14 protein-coding genes and 1 pseudogene are annotated in these 16,863 nt (G+C 60.3%); 14 read left to right on the forward strand and 1 reads right to left on the reverse strand.

The genetic code is table 11. From position 1 onward, the window contains the following. Positions 1-4 precede the first annotated feature (4 nt). From rplO to WNZ15_RS08400, 10 genes are all read left to right on the forward strand, one after another. The gene (gene rplO, locus WNZ15_RS08355; RefSeq protein ID WP_342892491.1) at positions 5-472 is read left to right on the forward strand and encodes a 50S ribosomal protein L15; all 468 of its coding nucleotides are present in this window, start codon (positions 5-7) and stop codon (positions 470-472) included. Positions 473-522: 50 nt separating this feature from the next. After that, positions 523-1,854 carry a preprotein translocase subunit SecY gene (gene secY, locus WNZ15_RS08360; protein WP_342892492.1) on the forward strand — a complete coding sequence of 444 codons (1,332 nt, stop codon included), beginning with the start codon at positions 523-525 and terminating at the stop codon, positions 1,852-1,854. Continuing rightward, entirely contained in the window at positions 1,851-2,447 is a 597-nt protein-coding gene (locus WNZ15_RS08365; protein ID WP_342892493.1) for an adenylate kinase, read from the forward strand. Before secY ends, WNZ15_RS08365 begins: the two co-directional genes overlap by 4 nt. A 177-nt stretch (positions 2,448-2,624) precedes the next feature. Further along, entirely contained in the window at positions 2,625-2,993 is a 369-nt protein-coding gene (gene rpsM / locus WNZ15_RS08370) for a 30S ribosomal protein S13 (RefSeq protein WP_342892622.1), read from the forward strand. A 71-nt stretch (positions 2,994-3,064) separates the two neighbouring features. Then, on the forward strand, positions 3,065-3,454 hold the full coding sequence (gene rpsK / locus WNZ15_RS08375) for a 30S ribosomal protein S11 (RefSeq protein ID WP_153768601.1): 390 nt from the start codon (positions 3,065-3,067) through the stop codon (positions 3,452-3,454). A 90-nt stretch (positions 3,455-3,544) separates the two neighbouring features. Then, on the forward strand, positions 3,545-4,567 hold the full coding sequence (locus WNZ15_RS08380) for a DNA-directed RNA polymerase subunit alpha (protein WP_094071083.1): 1,023 nt from the start codon (positions 3,545-3,547) through the stop codon (positions 4,565-4,567). A gap of 77 nt (positions 4,568-4,644) precedes the next feature. Next, positions 4,645-5,070, forward strand: coding sequence for a 50S ribosomal protein L17 (gene rplQ, locus WNZ15_RS08385; protein WP_342892494.1), 426 nt, complete (start codon positions 4,645-4,647; stop codon positions 5,068-5,070). Between the two features lie 299 nt (positions 5,071-5,369). Continuing rightward, on the forward strand, positions 5,370-7,433 hold the full coding sequence (locus WNZ15_RS08390; protein WP_342892495.1) for a methyl-accepting chemotaxis protein: 2,064 nt from the start codon (positions 5,370-5,372) through the stop codon (positions 7,431-7,433). 156 nt (positions 7,434-7,589) lie between these two features. Beyond that, positions 7,590-9,083: a DegQ family serine endoprotease gene (locus WNZ15_RS08395; RefSeq protein ID WP_342892496.1), complete on the forward strand. Its 1,494-nt coding sequence runs from the start codon at positions 7,590-7,592 to the stop codon at positions 9,081-9,083. 7 nt (positions 9,084-9,090) lie between these two features. Beyond that, positions 9,091-10,395 (forward strand): replication-associated recombination protein A, encoded by a 1,305-nt coding sequence (locus WNZ15_RS08400; RefSeq protein WP_342892497.1) that lies wholly within the window; start codon positions 9,091-9,093, stop codon positions 10,393-10,395. Positions 10,396-10,480: 85 nt separating this feature from the next. Here the strand turns inward: WNZ15_RS08400 and WNZ15_RS08405 are convergent. After that, positions 10,481-11,317, reverse strand: a pseudogene (locus WNZ15_RS08405) (adenylate/guanylate cyclase domain-containing protein); the annotation flags it as partial. Between the two features lie 475 nt (positions 11,318-11,792). On the opposite strand from WNZ15_RS08405, the gene WNZ15_RS08410 reads away from it, so the two are divergent. The 4 genes from WNZ15_RS08410 (at position 11,793) to WNZ15_RS08425 (ending at position 16,709) form a co-directional block, all read left to right on the forward strand. Next, positions 11,793-14,186, forward strand: coding sequence for a patatin-like protein (locus WNZ15_RS08410; protein ID WP_342892498.1), 2,394 nt, complete (start codon positions 11,793-11,795; stop codon positions 14,184-14,186). Positions 14,187-14,287: 101 nt separating this feature from the next. Next, a complete protein-coding gene (locus WNZ15_RS08415) occupies positions 14,288-15,067 on the forward strand; it encodes a sterol desaturase family protein (protein WP_342892499.1) in 780 nt (259 codons plus the stop codon). Further along, the gene (locus tag WNZ15_RS08420) at positions 15,067-15,846 is read left to right on the forward strand and encodes a sterol desaturase family protein (RefSeq protein WP_342892623.1); all 780 of its coding nucleotides are present in this window, start codon (positions 15,067-15,069) and stop codon (positions 15,844-15,846) included. The genes WNZ15_RS08415 and WNZ15_RS08420 overlap by 1 nt, the downstream gene beginning before the upstream one ends. 74 nt (positions 15,847-15,920) lie before the next feature. Beyond that, positions 15,921-16,709 (forward strand): sterol desaturase family protein, encoded by a 789-nt coding sequence (locus tag WNZ15_RS08425; RefSeq protein WP_342892500.1) that lies wholly within the window; start codon positions 15,921-15,923, stop codon positions 16,707-16,709. The last annotated feature ends 154 nt before the right edge of the window (positions 16,710-16,863 follow it).

Consider the following 16,863-nt stretch of genomic DNA (forward strand, 5'->3'; position numbering starts at 1 on the left):
AGACATGAAGCTCAACGAACTTCGTGACAACGAAGGCGCCGTGAAAGACCGCACCCGCGTCGGTCGCGGCATCGGCTCTGGCAAGGGCAAGACCGGTGGCCGTGGTGTCAAAGGTCAGAAATCCCGCTCCGGTGTTGCCATCAAAGGCTTTGAAGGCGGTCAGATGCCGCTTCATCGCCGGCTGCCGAAGCGCGGTTTCACGAACATCTTTGCGAACGACTACAACACGGTGTCGATCGGCCGCGTTCAAAAGGCGATCGATGCCGGCAAGCTGAATGCAAGCGAGACGGTTACCGTCAAGGCGCTGCAGGATGCCGGTGTGGTCAAGCGGATCCGTGACGGCGTGCGTATCGTCGCCAATGGCGAGATCACTTCGGCGGTAACGTTCGAAGTCGCCGGCGCGTCCAAGAGCGCAGTCGAAGCGATTGAAAAAGCAGGCGGCAAGGTTGCCGTTCTCGGAGCCCAGGCTTAACAGCCTGGGTTTCACCCATTTTCTGGGCAAGCATGTGAGCGGAGTAGGGCATGGCATCGGCCGCCGAGCAACTGGCGTCAAATCTCAATTTCTCAGCTTTCGCCAAGGCTGAAGAACTCAAAAAGCGCATCTGGTTCACACTGGGGGCGCTTTTGGTTTATCGACTGGGCACTTACATTCCGCTGCCCGGCATCAATCCGGAAGCCTTCGCGCAGGCCTTTAACCAGGCCCAGTCCGGCATCATCGGCATGTTCAACATGTTCTCCGGCGGTGCCGTCGAGCGCATGGCGATCTTCGCCCTCGGCATCATGCCGTATATTTCCGCTTCCATCATCATGCAGCTGATGACGACTGTCGTGCCGTCGCTCGAGCAGATGAAGAAGGAAGGGGAGCAGGGTCGCAAGGTCATCAACCAGTACACCCGCTACGGCACCGTGATTCTGGCTGCATTCCAGGCCTACGGCATTGCCGTCGGTCTCGAGGGGGCGACCAATGTCGTCACCGAGACAGGCTGGTTCTTCCGTGCGTCGACCGTGATCACGCTTGTCGGCGGCACCATGTTCCTGATGTGGCTGGGTGAACAGATCACCTCGCGCGGCATCGGCAACGGCATCTCGCTGATCATCTTCGCCGGTATCGTCGCCGGTCTGCCTTCGGCCGTCATCCAGACGCTCGAACTGGGCCGTCAGGGATCGCTTGCGACCTGGATCATCCTTGCCGTGATCATCCTGGCTGTGGCCGTGATCGGGTTCATCGTGTTCATGGAGCGGGCGCAGCGCCGGCTCCTGATCCAGTATCCGAAGCGCCAGATGGGCAATCGCATGTTCGAGGGCAACACCTCGTTCCTGCCGCTGAAGCTCAACACGGCCGGCGTGATCCCGCCGATTTTCGCGTCTTCGCTGCTGCTGGTTCCGGCCACATTGTCCGGATTCGGTCAGGGATCGGGCAATGAATGGCTGACCTACATCACCGCGGCACTCGGTCACGGCCAGCCCCTGTTCATGATTTTCTATGCGGCGATGATCATCTTCTTCTGTTTCTTCTACACCGCGATCGTGTTCAATCCGGGCGATACTGCGGACAATTTGAAGAAGCATGGCGGCTTCATTCCGGGCATCCGTCCGGGCGAGCGCACAGCCCAGTATATTGACTATGTGCTGACACGCATTACGGTGGTCGGTGCGATATACATCACCATCGTTTGTCTATTACCCGAATTCCTCATTTCGGCGACGGGCGTTCCGTTCTATTTCGGAGGCACTTCATTGTTGATTGTGGTGAGTGTTACCATGGATACCGTGTCGCAGATCCAGGGCCACTTGCTTGCACACCAATATGAAGGTCTGGTGAAAAAAGCGAAGCTCAGGGGGAAACGTCGATGAGGCTCATTCTGGTAGGACCACCAGGAGCGGGGAAGGGAACACAGGCCGCTCACCTCGTTACGAAATACGGAATTCCGCAGCTGTCCACCGGGGACATGCTGCGGGCAGCGGTCGCCGCCAAGACCCCTGTGGGTCTGAAGGCCAAGGAAGTCATGGATTCAGGCGGTCTTGTCTCGGACGAGATCGTGGTCGGCATCATCCGGGACCGGATTGCCGAGGATGATGCCAAAACGGGTTTCATCCTGGACGGATTTCCACGCACGCTCGCGCAGGCGGAAGCGCTCGACGAGATGCTTGTTGCCAACGGACTGAAGCTGAACGCGGTTGTTGAACTGCGCGTCGACCAGTCCAAGCTTGTCGACCGGATCATCAAACGGGCGGAAGAGGCCAAGGCCGCGGGGCAACCCGTGCGCAAGGACGACGACCCGGAAGTCTTCAAGCAGCGCCTCGAGGCATACAATCGGGATACCGCCGTCGTGGTGCCGTATTACGAGAAGACGGGCCTGCTTTCGGTTATCGACGGAATGCAGTCCATCGAAGACGTCAAGGCATCGATAGATTCCGTTCTGCAAGGACTTGACGAAAAGGTTTAGAGTCGTTAAACGACGCGCTCTACCTTACAGTTTCGCCGGTTCCACCTGAGTGGGGCCGGCATTCTCTGTGCCGGGCATGCCCCGGCATTTTCGTACCCGCAAGGGCCGGACTCCACCGGACGCGGGCATATTCACTGCGGCCGGATGGTGCATCCGCCGCTCAACATGGAGACCAACGTGGCACGTATTGCTGGCGTTAACATCCCGACGAACAAGCGCGTGGTTATCGCGCTTCAGTATATTCATGGTATCGGTGCGAAGTTCGCGCAGGAAATCGTCGAAAAGAACAATATCGACGCTGCCCGCCGTGTGAACGAACTTTCCGACTCGGAAGTTCTGTCCATCCGCGAGACCATTGACCGCGACTACATGGTTGAAGGTGACCTTCGCCGTGACACCGCGATGAACATCAAACGTCTTATGGACCTTGGCTGTTACCGCGGCCTGCGTCACCGTCGCGGCCTTCCGGTTCGCGGTCAGCGCACGCATACCAATGCCCGCACCCGCAAGGGTCCGGCGAAACCGATCGCAGGCAAGAAGAAATAATCATCGACCCGCGATTGGTGGTGGAGCTGCCGGCATTACGGCAGTGACGAGATCAATAAAAGGACTAAAGAATGGCTAAAGAAACGACGCGCGTGCGTCGCCGCGAACGCAAGAACATTTCTTCGGGTGTCGCGCATGTGAACTCCACGTTCAACAACACCATGATCACGATCACCGATGCCCAGGGCAACACGATCTCATGGTCGTCCGCCGGCGCACTCGGCTTCAAGGGCTCGCGAAAGTCCACGCCGTACGCCGCGCAGGTTGCCGCTGAAGATGCCGCGAAGAAAGCGTCCGAGCATGGTATGCGCACCCTCGAAGTCGAAGTCCGTGGTCCGGGGTCGGGTCGTGAGTCCGCGCTGCGTGCGCTCCAGGCTGCCGGTTTCCTCATCACGTCCATCCGTGACGTGACGCCGATCCCGCACAATGGCTGCCGTCCGCGCAAGCGTCGCCGCGTCTAAGGCTTTCCAGCTTTACGTACCTGTTTCTCCAAATGGCAAGGAATTGCCCGGCTTGAATGGGCCGGGCGGGATAGCCGAAGGGACGAAAACGTGACCATTCAAAAGAACTGGCAGGAACTGATCAAGCCGACCAAACTCGAGATCAAGCCGGGTGAGGACCCGCGCTTCTTGGCAACCGTTGTTGCCGAGCCGCTCGAGCGTGGCTACGGGCTGACCCTGGGCAATGCCCTGCGCCGCATTCTGTTGTCTTCCCTGCAGGGGGCGGCCGTGACCGCGGTTCAGATCGACGGCGTTCTCCACGAGTTCTCGTCGATCCCGGGTGTCCGGGAAGATGTCACCGACATCGTGCTCAACATCAAGGAAATCGCCATCCGCATGGAAGGCGAAGGACCCAAGCGCATGGTCGTGCGCAAGCAGGGGCCGGGTGTTGTGACCGCAGGTGACATTCAGACCGTCGGCGACGTGGAAGTGCTCAACCCGGAACTGGTGCTCTGCACGCTCGATGAAGGCGCTGAAATCCGCATGGAGTTCACCGTCAACACCGGCAAGGGCTACCATTCTTCGGACCGCAACCGCCCCGAAGATGCTCCGATCGGCCTGATCCCGGTCGACAGCCTGTATTCGCCCGTCAAGAAGGTCTCCTACAAGGTGGAAAACACCCGTGAAGGCCAGGTTCTTGACTACGACAAGCTGACCCTGACCGTCGAAACCGACGGTTCCGTCAAGCCGGATGATGCTGTGGCTTTCGCAGCGCGCATTCTGCAGGATCAGCTGTCCATCTTCGTCAATTTCGAAGAGCCGCAGCGCGAAGTCGCCGAGGACACTGTCCCGGAACTGGCTTTCAACCCTGCGCTTCTGAAGAAAGTCGACGAACTGGAACTGTCTGTCCGGTCTGCAAACTGCCTGAAGAACGACAATATCGTGTATATTGGCGATCTCATCCAGAAGACCGAAGCAGAAATGCTGCGGACTCCGAATTTCGGCCGCAAGTCGCTGAACGAGATCAAGGAAGTTCTCGCCCAGATGGGTCTCCATCTCGGCATGGAAGTGGCCAACTGGCCGCCGGAGAACATCGACGATCTCGCCAAGCGCTACGAAGACCATCAGTACTAAGGGACGTACGCGTCCCTATCAGCTCAACCGGGAAAGTGCCGAAAGTGCAGACTGCCCGATAGGAAAAGGAGAGCGCCATGCGCCACGGTAAATCCGGCCGCAAGCTCAACCGGACCTCTAGCCACCGCAAGGCTATGTTCGCGAACATGGCAGCATCGCTGATCAAACACGAACAGATCGTGACGACGCTGCCCAAGGCCAAAGAAATGAAGCCGATCATCGACAAGCTCATCACCTTGGGCAAACGCGGTGGTCTTCATGCACGCCGCCAGGCCATTTCGCAGATTCGCGATGCGGCCATGGTCGCCAAGCTGTTCGATACGCTCGGCGAGCGCTACAAGGACCGTGCCGGCGGGTATTCCCGCGTTCTGAAAGCCGGTTTCCGCTATGGTGACAATGCCGCATTGGCCGTCATCGAGCTGGTCGACCGGGACCCGGAAGCGCGTGGCGCCGAAGACCGCGCCCGCGTCGAAGCCGAGGCAGCCGCAGAGAACGCAGCGTAAGTTTTGTCGCTTCGAAAGAAATTGGAAAGGCGGGCGATTTGCCCGCCTTTTTTGTGTCCGGAAAACCGGTTGTCAATCGCAAGGCACTTGCAACTTGTCGTTTCCAATTATCAATGAATTAAGGAAAACTGCCTAGGGTCCCACTGTGCCTCGGAAAGGGGTGCCAGACGCTGGGGAGTATTATCGTGATTGGTAAAAAGAATTCCGCTGGGCGGAAGCGTGGGCTTTCTCTTCGCCTTTCGTTCATCATCCCGACACTCATGATCGTCGTGACAGTCGCAGCCTGTGCGGCGGTTGGGGTGATTGGATACCTTACCGGTCGGGACGGGCTGGAAAAGGCGGCGAAAGCCGAACTCGACATGGTCATCGCGGCCAGATCGGCGCTGTTGCAGTCGGTTCTGAGCGCCGCGGAAGATGAAGTGGTCAACCTTGCTTCGAGCGTCTCCGATCCGCTCAGCAATCTTGGCAATGCCACCATGAACATCGCCAAGGAAAAGGATGAGATCCTTGCTCTGTTCCAGTCGCCTCAGACGCCTGAGGAGCGCGCCGAATTGACCGGCAAGGAACAGAAGACGATGTATGCGTGGCGCCATACCGAGGCGCATCCGGCTCTCTACAACGTCTGGAAGAGCGGCGGTTATGCCGATATCTATCTGATCGATCCCGAGGGCCTGATCCTCTATAGTGTCACCAAGGGGAACGAATTCCTGTCCAAGCTGGGCGAGGGCAGCATCGCCGAGGGCACAGCCCTGGAGACGGTCTACAACCAGGCCAAGGATCTTCAGATCGGTGAAATCGTTTCCAGCAACTTCCAGTCCTACGCTCCGGCCGGAGACAGCGGCTCCCTGTTCCTGGCCTCGCCGGTGTTCATGAATTCCTTCGGCACCATCAGCCTGAGCGGTGTCGCAGTGGTCAGGCTTGATTCAGAATTTCTCGACAATGTCGTGGGAGGCCGCGAAGACCTGGGAAAAACGGGGCAGGTTTATGTCACCAATGCGGACGGGCTTCTGCTGACTGACATGCCTCTGGCCAGCGAACCGACTTCCCTCGTCGCCACCACCACCGCCGCGCCTGTGCTGACCGCGGCGGCCGGAACGGATGCCGCCGGTATCGTTACAGGCATGAACGGAACCGAGAATCTTGTGGTCGCAAGGCCGCTCGAATTCCAGGGGCAGACATGGGCGGTCGTCGCCGAGAAGAGTGTCGAGGAAACGCTTTCCGCGGTCACCAACATGCGCGACCAGATGTTCATGTGGTCCCTGGCCACGATTGCGGTCGCTGCCGTCATCGCCCTCTTGTTCTCGCGCTCCATAACCGGTCCCCTGACCACTTTGGTGGGCGCGCTCAACGCGATTGCCTCGGGGAACCTGGGCGCGGAGATCAAGGCTGCCAGCCGCAAGGATGAAATCGGTGACATCGGCCGCGCCGTGCTGCAGATCCGTCAGAATGCTGCGGATGATAACGAGCGGCGCGCTGCCGAGGAAGCCGATGCCGCCCGGCAGCAGGCCGACCAGCGTCAGGAAATGCTGGCAAGCCTGGCGGGCGACTTCGAAGCTACGGTGGGCACCGTGGTCGACAAGGTCGCTCGGTCCGCTGCCAAGCTGCGGGAATCCGCAACCTCCATGCGCACCATGACAGACACCGCGGGCGAGACCTCGGCCAATGCCGCGACGATGTCGGAAGAAACCCTGGCGGAAGTCGAATCGATCGCGGTTGCCTCCGATCAACTGTCCAGTTCGATCCAGGAAATCTCCAACCTGATCGAGCGCTCCTCCAGTGTGGCGGCCGAGGCGACAAAGCGCGCCGAGACCACCAACGACACCGTCAGGTCGCTTGCGGAAGCAGCCAACCGGATCGGGGAGGTTGTCACGCTGATTTCGGATATCGCGGACCAGACCAACCTTCTCGCTCTGAACGCCACCATCGAGGCGGCGCGGGCAGGTGAGGCAGGCAAGGGCTTCGCGGTCGTTGCGTCCGAGGTCAAGGACCTGGCCGCGCAGACCGGCAAGGCCACCGGCGAGATCCAGCAGCAGATCGACGCGATCCGCGGTGCCACGGACGACGCGGTGGATGCCATCGGCGATATCCAGAAGACCATCGACGAGATCACGAAGTCGGTGAGCGATGTCGCGGCTGCCGTGACCGAGCAGAGCTATGCCACTCAGGGGATCGCCGAAAACACCCAGCGGGCGGCCGGAGGCACCTCCAAGGTGACCGAAGACATTCGCAATGTTTCGGCGTTGTCCAACGACACCAACATGGCGGCCCAGAACTTCACCGAAGAAGCGGCCGACATGGCCAACCAGGCCGACGAACTCGATCAGGAGGTCCGCAGCTTCCTGACTCAGGTGCGTTCGGCCTAGGACGACGTTCGCACACATTGGGAGGCTAGACCGTTTCCGGTCACGCCTCCCGCGATCCACAGCCGGGTTTCGGCTGAAGGAACGGGCCGCCGGTAATTCGGCGGCCCGTTGTTTTTTGTATTTGCCTCCATTCCTCCCTATCTGCCATGTATCGCCATGAACATGAGTAGAATCGAAGAAAAGGCATCCGCCATGCGTCCGGCAAAATACGGCACTTTGCGCTCCAGTTTCGTCGCGGGGCTCGTCGTGGGCCTCGCCGGCCTCCTCGGCGCCACCGCCGCATCCGCGCAATCTTCTACCGAGGACCTGCGCCTGGTCCCGCAAAGCGAAGCCCAGATCAAGCTGTCCTTCGCGCCGATCGTGAAAGCCGTCGCGCCGGCAGTGGTCAATGTCTATGCCAGCCGCAAGGTGGTCCAGCAGCAGCAGACCTCGCCGTTTTTCGATGATCCCTTTTTCCGCCGTTTTTTCGGTCAGCCGGGCGGCGGCTTCAACCGCCCGCGGCAGCGCGTTGAATCCTCGCTCGGATCGGGTGTGATCATTTCGGCCGACGGCACCGTGATCACCAATCACCACGTTATCAAGAATGCGGACGAGGTCCGGGTGGCGCTGAATGACCGGCGCGAGTTCGATGCCGACATCGTGCTGCTGGATGAGCGCACCGATCTGGCGGTGCTCAAGATCCGCGGCGAGGGGCCTTTTGAACATGCGGCCTTCGCCGAATCCGACAGCCTTGAGGTCGGTGATATCGTGCTGGCGATCGGCAATCCGTTCGGTGTCGGACAGACAGTCACCCAGGGCATCGTGTCGGCGACCGCGCGCACCCAGGTCGGGGTCACCGATTTCCAGTTCTTCATCCAGACGGATGCCGCGATCAATCCGGGCAATTCCGGGGGCGCGCTCGTCGACATGACCGGCAAGCTTGTCGGCATCAACACGGCGATATTCTCGCGTTCCGGCGGATCCAACGGCATCGGTTTCGCGATCCCGGCGCACATGGCCCGTTTCGTGGCCAGGGCGGCGGACCAGGGCGGCAAGGTCCAAAGGCCCTGGCTGGGCGCCAGGGTGCAGTTGGTCAGCGCGGAGATTGCCGAAGCGCTGTCGCTTGAACGTCCCCGGGGCGTGCTGGTGACGTCGGTGCATGAAGGATCGCCGGCGCTTGAGGCTGGCTTGCAGGTGAGCGATCTGGTGATCGCGGTTGACGGCAAGGAAGTGACCGACCCCAATTCCTTCGGCTATCGCTTCGCCACGAAAATGACCGGTGGAACCACTGAATTCGTCGTTCTGCGCGAGAACAGGGAAGTCACGCTGACGGTGCCCCTTGTTGCTGCACCGGAAACGGTTCCACGGGACAAACGCGAACTCACCGACTATTCGCCGTTCGAAGGCGCCACGGTGATGAACCTGTCTCCGGCGGTCGCCGAGGAACTCGGCCTTGAGGGTTTGTATGAAGGGGTCGTGATCTCGGAAGTGCGGCGCGGAAGCGCGGCGGATCGTGTGGGTCTGCGTCCGGGCGATATCATCCGCACCATCAACCGTCAGTCCGTCGAAACGACCCGGATGCTCGAGACGATCACCAAAACGCCGCCGCGCGTGTGGCGCCTCGACATCGAGCGCGACGGCAAGGTGTCCCAGATCACCTTGCGGGGTTGAGGGCCGGGTGAGCGATCTCTTCGAAGCATCCGGATTGAGCACGGCCGGACCGAGACCGCTTGCGGACCGGATGCGCCCGACGCGTCTTGCGGACGTGGTCGGGCAGGATCACCTGCTGGGTGCGGACGGCACACTCACGCGGATGCTTAAAACGCGCACGCTCGGCTCGCTGATCTTCTGGGGGCCGCCCGGAACGGGCAAAACCACCATTGCCCGTCTGCTGGCCACGGAAACCGATCTTGCCTTCGAGCAGATCTCGGCAATCTTCTCGGGGGTCGCCGATCTCAAGAAGATGTTCGAAGCGGCCAGGGCCCGGCGGATGAGTGGCCGTGCGACGCTGCTTTTCGTTGACGAGATCCATCGGTTCAACCGGGCCCAGCAGGACAGTTTCCTGCCGGTGATGGAGGATGGCACGATCACGCTGGTCGGCGCCACGACCGAGAACCCGTCCTTCGAGCTGAATGCGGCTCTGCTGTCGCGCTCGCACGTGATGACGTTTCATTCCCTGTCCCGGGAAGCGATCGACAGTCTGCTGAGCCGGGCGGAGGAGACCGAGGAGCGTTCGCTGCCTCTGGACGCGGAGGCGCGGCAGGTGCTGGTGCGGATGGCCGACGGCGATGGACGGTCCGCGTTGACGCTGGCAGAGGATGTCTGGCGGGCGGCGGACGATGACGAGATATTCGATGCGGAGCGTCTGCAGCAAATCGTGCAAAGGCGCGCGCCGATCTACGACAAGGGCGCCGACGGCCACTACAATCTGATCTCGGCCCTGCACAAGTCCGTGCGCGGGTCCGATCCCGATGCCGCGCTGTACTGGTATTGCCGCATGCTCGATGGTGGCGAGGATCCGATGTATCTGGCGCGCCGCCTTATTCGCATGGCGGTCGAGGATATCGGTCTTGCGGACCCCAATGCCCTGGTGCAGGCCAACGCCGCCCGCGACGCCTACCAGATGCTCGGCTCACCGGAAGGTGAACTGGCGCTCGCGCAATCGGTCATCTATCTGGCGACGGCTCCCAAGTCCAACGGGGCCTATGTGGCCTACAAGGCGGCCATGCGCGATGCCAAGTCCAGCGGGTCGCTGCTGCCGCCCAAGCATATCCTGAACGCGCCGACCAAGCTGATGAAGGAAGAAGGCTACGGGACGGGCTATCAGTACGACCACGACGCTCCGGACGGGTTTTCCGGCCAGGACTATTTTCCCGAGAAAATGGGCCGCAAGAGCTACTACGATCCACCGCAGCGCGGTTTCGAGCGGGATCTGAAAAAACGCCTGGAATACTGGGACAAGCTGCGCAAGGAGCGCGGCTGAAGGACCTCTGCATTGAAGCGGATGCTTCAGGAGCCAGGCCGACGGGTCGGACGGGGGAAGAACGGGCGGTCTTCTGGACTGCGGCTCAGTCCGCTTTCAGGCGGTCCAGAGCGTTTTGGAGGGATTTCTTCAGGTTGTCGCGGTCCTGCGGGCTGATGGAGTCCGGCAGGCCCACGGCAAGATCGCCAAGCTGCCGGGTTATGGCAGGCAGATCGGGTGTCTGCCGGACCGCCGCGGGCTCTTTCAGGCCGATCACTTCATATGTGGTGACCGGATAGGCGATGCCCTTGATCGTGATCTCGCCGTTTTCGACACAGCTGATGTGATCCTTGACCTGGGAATAGGTCTCGAAGGAGGTCAGGATCGAGCCCGGTGTCGACAGGCTTTCCAGTCTGGAAGCGGTGTTCACGCCGCGGCCGATGATCGTGTAGTCGAGCCGGGTGTCGCTGCCGAAGTTGCCGACAGTGCAATAGTCGGTGTGGATGCCCATGCGGCACTTGAGCGGCCTGGAGATGCCGGCCGCGCGCCAGACATCCTGGAGCTGCGTCATGCGCTCCTGCATTTCGATGGCCATGCGCACGCAGGCCAGCGCGTCCTCGGGCACCCCGCGCGACTCCGGGTCCCCGAAAAAGATCAGGATGGCATCGCCGACATATTTGTCGATCGTCGCACCGTGCTTGAGCGCGATATGCGACATTTCGGTCAGATACTGATTGAGGATCGAGGTCAGTTCTTCCGATTCCAGCCTGTCGGCGGTCTCGGTGAAATCCGCGATATCGGAAAAGAAGACGGTGAGCTTCTTGCGTGTCGCGGCAATCTTGACTTCCTGGCGACCGTCGAAGATCGACTTGTAGACTTGCGGCGACAGATACTTGGCGAGTTGCCTGGACAGATCCTCAAGACGACTGGACTGGTTGGCGAGCTGATCTTCGACAGCTTCGCCATGTTCGATGGTGGCCTCGTACAGAAGGCGGAGATCCTCAAGTTCGGATCTCAGATACGCGTTTTCTTCCTCAAGGACGTCAAGAGGGGCAGGGTCCGCGGAAGTCTTGTTCGCAGCCGAGTGTCGCACCAATTTGTTATTACTCTCTGCCATTTCAGTCTGCGATGTTGTGATCGGGCCAGTTGGTCGGCTTATAGTCTCGATTGTTTAAGAATCAGCCGTAAAAGTAGTGACTATCCTAGCCTCATATTCCCTGTGGACGATCAAAAAAACGATTTTCAAGGCAAGGAAGTTCCATACCGGACAAGCTTCGCACACGGTTCGGCTGGAATTGACGTAGGGCAGCATGAATTCGCGGTGCGTTTTGTACCTCGCGAATACGCGTGATTTCGGACCTGACAGTTGTCGACAGGTACCGGGCCACGTGCCGGACCGACAGGATTGCGGTGATTGCATGAAGGAAATAGAACTCAGACTTGCGCTTGTGCTTTATGGCGGTGTTTCCCTGGCCATTTACATGCACGGTGTCAGTCGCGAGGTCCTGAATCTGGTCCGGGCTTCAAGTATCCGGCTCGATCGGAAGGCGCGCAAGGCGCCGCCGGAGACCGGCGAGCGGGATCTGACGCCGGTACAGCACGCCTTCCACGATCTTCTCGATCTGCTGTCACCGGTGGCTGACATCCGGGTCGTGGTCGATGCCATCGCAGGCGCTTCGGCCGGCGGGGTCAACGGCATCATGCTGGCGCGGGCGATCACCCACGACCTGCCCCTCGACAGCCACAGCCGGATGTGGCTCGAAAATGCCGATGTCACCCGATTGGCGCGGCCTCAATCCGGTCTGTCCCGCTATCTGAAGATCTCGATTTCACCAATGCTGGACCAGATGATTTCGTCTCGGCTCAAGAAGCAGATAGAAAGCCCGGAAACCCGAGAAAAGCTGCGATTGTTCATGCAGGCGCGCTGGTTCTCGCCACCGTTTTCCGGCGAGCGCTTCATCAGCTGGATGCTCGATGCCTGCCGGGAGATGGAAAAGGATGCCGTGGCTGGCCAGAGCCTCATTCCGCGGGGCCAGACGCTGGATCTCTTCGTCACCATCACCGATTACAATGGTGTCAGGCGGCGGATTCACCTGGACGACCCTGATTTCGTGGAGGAATGGGATCATCGGCGGATCCTGAATTTCCGCGCGGACCATCGCATGCCGGGTTCTGTCAACAGCCAGTTCGATAGCGACAACATTCCCGATCTTGTGTTCGCGGCGCGGGCGACCTCCTCTTTTCCCGGCGCTTTTCCGCCGGCGACGGTCGCGGAGATGGAGCGGGTTCTGGCCGGTCTCAAGCAGAGCTGGCGCAACCGGGATGCCTTTCTTGCCCGGGGATTCCAGCTCGATGCCGACACGGCCGCCCGGCACTGTTTCGTCGACGGCAGTGTGGTGATGAACAAACCGTTCGCTCCGGTGCTGGACGTCATCCAGGACAAACCGGCGGCGCGCGAAGTCGCCCGGCGTCTGATCTATGTCGATCCGGCGCCGGTCGAGCACACGCAAGGCGGTGCCGGAGTGAGCGAACTGCCGGGATTCTTCCGGGTGATCCTGGCCTCGCTCGCCCATATTCCCCGCAACGAACCGATTGGCGACGACCTGAAGGAACTGGAACAGAACAACCGGCGCAGCCGCTGGCTGTCCCAGTTGATCGATTCCGCCGGACCGGCGGTCGATCAGGCGGTGTCCGGCCTCCTCCCACGGCGCCGGAAGGTGACGCCCGAACTGTTGTCCAGGTGCCGCAGGCAGGCCACGGTGGCGGCTTTCGAACAGGCCGGCTTCGCGTTTTTGAACTATCAGTCGCTGAAACTGCATTCGCTGGCCGAACGGCTGGCGCGGCTGACCGTCCGGCTGAGCGGGCCGGACGAGGCGCGCAATCATGAAGAAACGCTGCTGGGGCTGATATCGGATCACTTCAACGCTCTGGTCGCGCAAAGCGGGGATGTGCTGGGCAGGACCGACCCGGTCATCGTGGGCCTGCTGCGCGGACTGGATATTGACTACAGGATCCGCCGGCTGCGTTTTGCCATCCGCAAGCTCAACGGTTTTTACCAGCACAAGCGCGACGGCACGGTCGCGCGCCCCGACACGGAGGCGCTCGATCATCTCAAGGGTCTTCTTTACGAGCAGATCGATCATCTGGGCTGGCGCTGGAAAGAGCCGTTCTTCGGCGCGAACAGCCGTGAACTGGCCGCCGCTTTTCTGCGCGACGTGGAGGCAGGTGCCAGCACCGCCGGTGCGCATGTCGCGCCGCTGCTCGCGTCCTTCACGGACAGAATGGGGCTGGCCGATCTGGACAGACTGCAGGATGAGATGTTTTCGGAAACGGCGCGTAGTCTGCTCGACCGGGACCGTCACCTGTCGCTGATGCGCTCCTATATCGGGTTCGGCTTTTTCGACCTGATCACGTTTCCTGTCCTGCAGCGCAATGATTTTTCCGAGGTGACGGAAATCCTGGTCGACCGGATCAGCCCGACGGATGCCGCCAGCCTCTATACGGAAGGGTTCGATCTCAAGGGCAAGTCGCTGAATACCTTCGGCGCCTTCTTCAATCGCGGCTGGCGCGAGCACGATTACCTCTGGGGACGGTTGAACGCTGCCGACCGGCTGGTCAGCATTGTTCTGTCCGCAGCCGGGGAAGGCACTTTGCCGCAGCCTCAGGTCAATCAGGCCAGGGCCTGCATCTTTCTAGCGATCCTGGAAGAGGAACGGAGCAAACTCACTGAAATTCCGGAAGAAATCGAGCGGATCGACAAGCTGGTCCGTTCCATCTTCCCTGATTTCGAACATGTTGCCGAAGAGGTTTAGGCGGACGGGCCGACAAATCGGCAAGTGTTTCCTTGACGCGAGGTCCGCTGTTTGGCTAACCACAGGAGGCGTGGGCGCCAACCGGACGGACCAGGGACTTCATGGATTTTGTAATTTCGATCATCGGGACGGGAGCCGGGGCATTTTTTGCCCTGTTCGCGGGGCTTTACGTCATGAGCCTGTGCGTGCTGTTCACGACCGGGCTGACGATGACGGCGCTGAACAAGCGCCATCCCGACCGGAAAATTCAGAAACGGCAGCCGACCCACGATGCTCTCAGGGACATCAGGTCCTCCATGGGGCAACTGGCGATCACCAGCATCTGCCTGTCCATCGGTCTCTACGCGCAGATGCGCGGCTGGACCCTGTTCGCGCCGGTTGCCCTGTCCTGGTGGTCCGTGCCCCTGTTCTTCGTCGTGTCGCTCGCGCTTCACGACACCTGGTTCTACTGGGGGCACCGGATCCTGCATACGAAGCTGTTCTACCGGTTTCACAAGCCGCACCACATGACGGTTACGCCGACCGTCTGGTCCAACGATGCCGGCTCCAGTGTGGATACGATCTTCGCGCATTCCTACTATGCCCTGGTTCTGTTCGTGGTTCCGATGCCGCCGCTCGTGTTCCTCGGACACCGCCTGTTCGACCAGGTTTCCGCGGCCATCGGCCATTGCGGCTACGAACATTTCGCCAGCCGTAGCGCGCGCAAGCCGTGGCCGTTGCTGTGCACGCTCTACCACGATCAGCATCACCAGTATTTCGTCTATAATTACGCCAACTACTTCTCCTTCTGGGACCGGTACTGCGGCACGATCCATCCGACCTATGACGACAAGGTGGAGGGCTTCGAAGCGCTCTATGCGGGCAAGCAGGATCAGGCGTGATGGATCTTCTGATCGACTATCTCACGGTGTTCGCACTGACTTACCTGGCGATGGTGGCGGTCTATTTCGCCACCGGGTTTGCCGTGCTGGCGATCAACGCGTCCCATCCGGACCGGCGTATCCAGAAGCACCGCGACGGCCTCAAGCGTCAGCGGGAGGAAATCCGCGCGTCCATGTCGGCGCTCGCGACCTCGTCCGCGCTCCTGTCCGCCGGTTTCTTCGCGCAGACCCAGGGCTGGACGCTGTTCGCGCCGCTGGAACTTTCCTGGTGGTCGTTCCCGCTGATGTTCGCGGTCTGCTTCGTGCTGTTCGATGCCTGGTTCTACTGGGGCCACCGGCTGCTGCACCTGCCGGCGCTCTACAAGTACCATGTGCCGCATCACCGCTCGATAGCGCCGACCGTCTGGAGCAATGACAGCTCGACCACGGTCGATACCTTGATCGAGCACTTTTTCTATTTTCTGGTCTGGTTCGTTCTGCCGGTTCCCGCGCTCAGCGTGTTCGCGCTGCGTCTGTTCGACCAGATCTCCGGAATGGTCGGCCATTCCGGATTCGAATATTTCGCATCAAGGTCGTCACGGTTTCCTTCGCCGCTGATCTGCACGACGTTCCATGATCTGCATCATTCGCAATTCCACTATAACTACGGTAACTTCTTTTCTTTCTGGGACCGGTTCTGCGGTACGGTTCATCCCAAATACGATGCGCTGGTGCGCTCGATGGAAGAAACCGGCGAGATTCCGGAAACGGAAGACACAAAAATCAAGGCAACCGGGTAAGCCCGCACATTTTTTCGCCTCATGTGCGTTCTCGTTGTGCCAGCCAACCGACCGATTGGAATTTAAGGAAAATCATGCTGAATCAGGCACTGACCGTTCTGCTGGAATTTCTGCCGATTTATGCGGCCGTCTACGTGATCAACGTGTTCCTGTATTTCGCCACCGGCTGGGTGCTGGTGCAGATCCAGAACCGGCATCCCGAGCGGCGCATTCAGCAGAACCGGCGCGGCGAAAAGCGCATGTGGAAGGAAATCCGCGCAAGCGTGCTGTCGCTGACGGTGACCGCGGGCTGTCTCGCGGGTGGCATCTTCCTGTCGCTCAAGGGCTGGACGCTGGTGTCGCCGCTGGAGCTGTCCTGGTGGTCCGTCATCCTGATGTTCGTGGTCTCCATCGTCGCTTACGACACCTGGTTCTACTGGGCGCACCGGTTCATGCACACCAAGGTGATGTACCGGTTTCACGCCGAGCACCACCGGTCCGTCGCACCGACGGTGTGGAGCACCTATTCCGACGATCTGGTCGATGCCTTCGTGATGCAGAGCTACTACCTGTGGATCGTGATCTTCCTGCCGATCGCGATCCCGGTTCTGATCGTTCACCGCCTGTGGGATCACTTCAACGGAACCATCGGTCATTCCGGATTTGAGTTCTGGGCGTCTCCGATGTCGCGGATGCCGTCGCCGATGGTCTGCGTGACTTTCCATGACCAGCATCATTCCCGGTTCCGCTACAATTTCGCCAATTTCTTTTCGTTCTGGGACCGGGTTTGCGGCACCATCGATCCGAAATATGACGATCAGGTCAAGGTGTTCGAGCACATGGGTGAGGACAAGGATGCCAAAACCCCGGCTCCGGGCGAATAGACCCCGTGTCATGGTCCAGTTCGGGGCCGTCAAATGACGGATTGACCCGCCGCACTGCAAAGGCTTTTCTGAAGGAACAATCCGGGTCTGCCGGTCACCCGAGACCGGGGTCCGGCACCCTGATCCGGACCAGTCGGGATGACCTTCAGCAGGT

Source organism: Roseibium sp. AS2 (assembly GCF_038900065.1).
Classification (GTDB): domain Bacteria; phylum Pseudomonadota; class Alphaproteobacteria; order Rhizobiales; family Stappiaceae; genus Roseibium.

Excerpts from the sequence above, each read along its gene's own strand:
- WNZ15_RS08365 (WP_342892493.1), top strand. The coding sequence starts at position 1,851 with ATGAGGCTCATTCTGGTAGGACCACCAGGAGCGGGGAAGGGAACACAG.
- rplQ (WP_342892494.1), top strand. The coding sequence starts at position 4,645 with ATGCGCCACGGTAAATCCGGCCGCAAGCTCAACCGGACCTCTAGCCAC.
- secY (WP_342892492.1), top strand. The coding sequence starts at position 523 with ATGGCATCGGCCGCCGAGCAACTGGCGTCAAATCTCAATTTCTCAGCT.
- WNZ15_RS08410 (WP_342892498.1), top strand. The coding sequence starts at position 11,793 with ATGAAGGAAATAGAACTCAGACTTGCGCTTGTGCTTTATGGCGGTGTT.
- WNZ15_RS08415 (WP_342892499.1), top strand. The coding sequence starts at position 14,288 with ATGGATTTTGTAATTTCGATCATCGGGACGGGAGCCGGGGCATTTTTT.
- rplO (WP_342892491.1), top strand. The coding sequence starts at position 5 with ATGAAGCTCAACGAACTTCGTGACAACGAAGGCGCCGTGAAAGACCGC.
- WNZ15_RS08395 (WP_342892496.1), top strand. The coding sequence starts at position 7,590 with ATGAACATGAGTAGAATCGAAGAAAAGGCATCCGCCATGCGTCCGGCA.
- WNZ15_RS08420 (WP_342892623.1), top strand. The coding sequence starts at position 15,067 with ATGGATCTTCTGATCGACTATCTCACGGTGTTCGCACTGACTTACCTG.
- rpsK (WP_153768601.1), top strand. The coding sequence starts at position 3,065 with ATGGCTAAAGAAACGACGCGCGTGCGTCGCCGCGAACGCAAGAACATT.
- WNZ15_RS08425 (WP_342892500.1), top strand. The coding sequence starts at position 15,921 with ATGCTGAATCAGGCACTGACCGTTCTGCTGGAATTTCTGCCGATTTAT.